The sequence below is a fragment of the Streptomyces sparsus genome (assembly GCF_054776295.1).
This window is the reverse complement of the sequence record NZ_BAAHCA010000459.1, coordinates 1-3,890: the sequence shown is the minus strand read 5'-3', so window position 1 is coordinate 3,890 and position 3,890 is coordinate 1. Positions and strand designations below refer to the sequence as shown.

General features: G+C 71.0%; 2 protein-coding genes. One reads left to right on the top strand and one right to left on the bottom strand.

What is annotated here, in order from left to right:
• Nucleotides 1–81: 81 nt before the first annotated feature.
• Nucleotides 82–2,721 (bottom strand): valine--tRNA ligase, encoded by a 2,640-nt coding sequence (locus tag ACYVE9_RS18450; protein ID WP_461028986.1) that lies wholly within the window; start codon nucleotides 2,719–2,721, stop codon nucleotides 82–84.
• 136 nt (nucleotides 2,722–2,857) lie between these two features.
• On the opposite strand from ACYVE9_RS18450, the gene ACYVE9_RS18445 reads away from it, so the two are divergent.
• The gene (locus ACYVE9_RS18445) at nucleotides 2,858–3,820 is read left to right on the top strand and encodes a hypothetical protein (RefSeq protein ID WP_461028985.1); all 963 of its coding nucleotides are present in this window, start codon (nucleotides 2,858–2,860) and stop codon (nucleotides 3,818–3,820) included.
• Nucleotides 3,821–3,890: the final 70 nt, after the last annotated feature.

Here is a 3,890-nt window from a genome sequence, read left to right as displayed (position 1 = left end):
GCCCTGCTGCAAGACGGCCGCCGGGGCACCGAAGCCGGCGCCGCCGGTCGCCGCAGGGCCGCCTCCGGCCCGTCCGGGCGCTCAGGCCTGCGGCAGCGTCTCCAACTGCGCGCGGATACGGGTGATGTCCGCCTCCGCAGCCGCCTGGCGGCCACGGATCTTCTCCACCACCTGCTCGGGCGCCTTCGCCAGGAAGCCCTCGTTGCCGAGCTTCGCGGTGGTCTGCTGGAGCTCCTTCTCCGCCGCCGCGAGGTCCTTCGACAGCCGCTTGCGCTCGGCCGCGAAGTCGATCGCGCCCGACAGGTCGAGTTCCACCGTGGCACCGGCCACCGGCAGCGAGGCCGTCGCCGTGAACTCCGCCCCGGCCGGCTGGAGCCGCAGCAGCGACCGCATCGGCTCCTCGTGCGCGGCCAGCGGGGACGTGCCCCAGGAGATGCGGGCGGGGACCCGCTGCCCCGGCTGGAGCCCCTGGTCCGCACGGAACCGGCGGACCTCGGTGATGACCTGCTGCAACGCGGCGATCTCCCGCTCGGCGGCGGCGTCCCGGAAGCCGCTGTCCTTCGGCCAGTCCGCGACGACGAGCGACTCCCCGCCGGTCAGTGTGGTCCACAGCGTCTCGGTGACGAACGGCACGACCGGGTGCAGCAGCCGGAGCATGACGTCCAGCACCTCACCCAGGACCCGGCCGGAGACCTCGGCGGCCCGGCCGCCGGCGAAGAACGTGGTCTTCGACAGCTCCACGTACCAGTCGAAGACCTCGTCCCACGCGAAGTGGTACAGGCCGTCGGAGAGCTTCGCGAACTGGTAGTCGTCGTAGAACTCGTCCGTCTCGGCGACGACCGTGTTCAGCCGGGACAGGATCCACCGGTCGGTCGCCGAGAGCTCCTCGGCGTCCGGCAGCGGTCCCTCGACCGTCGCGCCGTTCATCAGCGCGAACCGGGTGGCGTTCCAGATCTTGTTGGCGAAGTTCCGCGACGCCTGGACCCAGTCCTCGCCGATCGGGACGTCCACGCCGGGGTTGGCGCCCCGGGCCAGCGTGAAGCGCAGCGCGTCCGAGCCGTAGCGGTCCATCCAGTCCAGCGGGTCGACCGCGTTGCCGAAGGACTTCGACATCTTCTTGCCGAACTGGTCGCGGACCATGCCGTGCAGCGCGATCGTGTGGAACGGCGGTGTGCCGTCCATCGCGTACAGGCCGAACATCATCATCCGGGCGACCCAGAAGAACAGGATGTCGTAGCCGGTGACCAGGACGGAGTTCGGATAGAACTTCTCCAGGCTCTCGGTCCGCTCCGGCCAGCCCAGCGTGGAGAACGGCCACAGCCCCGACGAGAACCAGGTGTCCAGCACGTCGGTGTCCTGGTGCCAGCCCTCACCGCTCGGCGGCTCCTCGTCCGGGCCGACACAGACGACCTCACCGGCCGGGCCGTACCAGACCGGGATGCGGTGCCCCCACCACAACTGCCGCGAGATGCACCAGTCGTGCAGGTTGTCGACCCAGCCGAAGTAGCGGGACTCCATCTCCGCGGGGTGGATCGCGACCCGGCCGTCCCGGACCGCGTCACCGGCGGCCTGTGCGAGCGGACCCACCTTGACCCACCACTGCATCGACAGCCGCGGCTCGATCGTCGTCCTGCACCGCGAGCAGTGCCCGACGGAGTGGCTGTACGGCCGCTTCTCCGCGACGATCCGGCCCTCCGCGCGCAGCGCGGCGACGATCGCCGAGCGCGCCTCCAGCCGGTCCAGCCCCTGGAACGGGCCGTGCGCGGTGATGACGGCGTGCTCATCCAGAACGGTGAGGTTCGGCAGGTCGTGGCGGCGGCCGATCTCGAAGTCGTTCGGGTCGTGCGCCGGGGTGACCTTGACGGCTCCGGTACCGAACTCCGGGTCGACGTGGGTGTCCGCGACGACCGGAATGGAGCGCTCGGTCAGCGGCAGACGGATCTCGCGGCCGACGAGGTGCGCGTAGCGCTCGTCGTCCGGGTGGACGGCGACGGCGGTGTCACCGAGCATCGTCTCGGCCCGTGTGGTGGCGACCACCAGGCTGTCCTCGCCCTCGCCGTAGCGGATCGAGACCAACTCGCCGTCCTGGTCCGCGTAGTTCACCTCGATGTCGGAGATAGCCGTCAGGCAGCGCGGGCACCAGTTGATGATGCGCTCGGCCCGGTAGATCAGCTCGTCGTCGTACAGCCGCTTGAACATGGTCTGGACGGACTGCGACAGGCCCTCGTCCATGGTGAAGCGCTCACGCGACCAGGCGACTCCGTCCCCGAGGCGACGCATCTGACCGGAGATCTGGCCGCCCGACTCCGCCTTCCACCGCCAGACGCGCTCGGTGAACGCGTCCCGGCCGAGATCGTGCCGGGACTTGCCCTCCTTGCCGAGCTCCCGCTCGACGACGTTCTGGGTGGCGATTCCGGCGTGGTCCATGCCGGGCTGCCACAGCGTCTCGAAGCCCTGCATGCGCTTGCGGCGGGTGAGCGCGTCGATCAGCGTGTGCTCGAAGGCGTGCCCCAGGTGCAGGCTGCCGGTGACGTTCGGCGGCGGGATGACCACGGTGAACGGCGGCTTGTCGCTCTTGGCGTCCGCCTCGAAGTAACCGCGCTCTACCCAGCGCTCGTACAGCATCCCCTCCACCTCGGCCGGTGCGTACTGGGTCGGCAGGTCTGCGGGGGCGCTGTGCGGCCCGGTCAGGTCCGGGCTCTGCTGAGTCTCGTCGGTCACGCCGGTCAGTGTACGGGCGGCTGTGTACCGGTCTCGAATCGGTTTTGTGCCCGGTGCGCCGAAGCCCGGTGGCGTCCGCGAGGATGTACGGGACGCGAGAACGCATGCCCGAGGCATGCACACGGAGGGAAGCGCCTTGAGCCACAACCAGCCGCCGCCGCAGGGACCGTACGGCCAGCAGTCCCCGCAGCCCGGCCCCTACGGAGAGCCGCAGCAGCCGGGCGCCTACGGATACCCCGGACAGGGCGGCGCACCCGGCCAGCCCGGCTACGGCTACCCGCAGCAGCAGCCCCAGCCCGGAGGTCATCCGCAGCAGCCCGGGCCCTACGGCCAGCCCCCGGCACAGGGCCAGTACCCGCCGCAGCCCGGCCCCTACGGGCAGCCCGCGCAACCCGGTTACGGACCGCAGCCCCCGGCAGGCGGCGGCAAGGGCAAAGGCCGCACGATCGCCGTCGCCGCGGGCGCGCTCGCCGTGGTGGGCGCTCTGATCGGCGGCTTCTTCCTGTTCAGCGGCGGCAGTGATCTTGCCGACGACGGCCCGCACACGCTCAACGCGCCGCCGACGCTGCTCAAGGAGTACAAGAAGCTCCCCGAGGAGCAGGAGCAGGCCGACGGCGACAACGAGTTCCGGGACGCCATCGAGGCCCTCGGTGTGCAGGACGCGGAGACCGTCGAGGCCGGCTACTCCACCGTCGACTTCGCCGATCCCGCCGCCGCGAACGAGGGCGCGCTGGCCACCGCCAAGCTGATGATGGTCGCCGGGGCCTGGGGCACGGTCGACGACCCGGAGAAGTCCGTCGACGACTTCTTCACCTTCATGGCCGCCAAGCAGGCCGAGGACCCGGAGGACAGCGGCGAACTCATCGGTGAGCCCGAGACGTTCGAGCCCGAGGCGCTGGACAACGCGGTCATGAAGTGCCAGCGGATGAAGTCCGACGACGGCCCCGGTGACAGCGCGATCGAGGCGCCCTTCTGCGTCTGGGCGGACCACAGCACCGTCGGCGTCATCGCACCGATGCAGTTCGTCGGCAGCACCTCCACCGAGCAGGCCGCGGAGATCACCGCCAAGGCCCGCTCCGAGATGCGCGTCAAGAAGTGACCGCGGTGCCGGCCCGGCGCGGGCCGGGCAGCCGGACACGGCAGTGGGCCCCGGGGAGCGATCGCTCCCC